The organism is Levilactobacillus paucivorans, from assembly GCF_001437125.1.
Classification (GTDB): Bacteria; Bacillota; Bacilli; order Lactobacillales; family Lactobacillaceae; genus Levilactobacillus; species Levilactobacillus paucivorans.
In genome coordinates, this window is the sequence record NZ_JQCA01000101.1 from 1 (window position 1) to 640 (window position 640).

At 42.0% G+C, this 640-nt stretch carries 1 pseudogene; it reads left to right on the forward strand.

What is annotated here, in order from left to right:
• Positions 1-62: 62 nt before the first annotated feature.
• Positions 63-640: pseudogene (locus IV54_RS11575) on the forward strand (IS5 family transposase); the annotation flags it as partial.

Genomic DNA, 640 nt, shown 5'->3' on the forward strand with positions numbered 1-640 from the left:
TTAGAAGCTGTCCAAGATCTATGATTTTTGATATACTTCTATGTAAAAAGCGAGTTTAAGCTATGAAAAATTATCCCAGCAATATTACTCGGCAACAATTTGAATTAATTCGACCAGCTTTAGAAAATTTTCGTAAGCGAACTAAGCCTCGAAAATATGACCTCTACGAGGTCTTCTGTGCGGTCCTATATGTCTTGAAAACCGGTTGCCAATGGCGTCAAGTCCCCGGTGATTTCCCAGAATGGCGGTCAGTTTACAACTATTACAAAATTTGGTCAACTAAAGCTGAACCTACGGCTGATTCTTTATTGGAACAAGTTTTAAAAAAATTGTCATTGCTCGGCGAACTTACCAAGGACGTTCAGCTTTAACTTCCTTTATTATCGTTGACGCTCAGAGCGTCAAAAACACCGCTACTGCTGAAAACAAAGGTTACGACGCTGGTAAGAAAATCTCGGGGATTAAGCGCCATCTGGCAGTTGATATCAATGGCTTTCCGCAGGCCATTCACATGACGCGAGCGAACGTCTCTGATCGAGACGGGGCCAGTGCAATGATCGCTTTACATGCCATGCATTTACGCCAGGTTCAAAATGTCTTAGTTGATGGTGGTTATTCAGGCGTTAATTTTCAGCTCGAT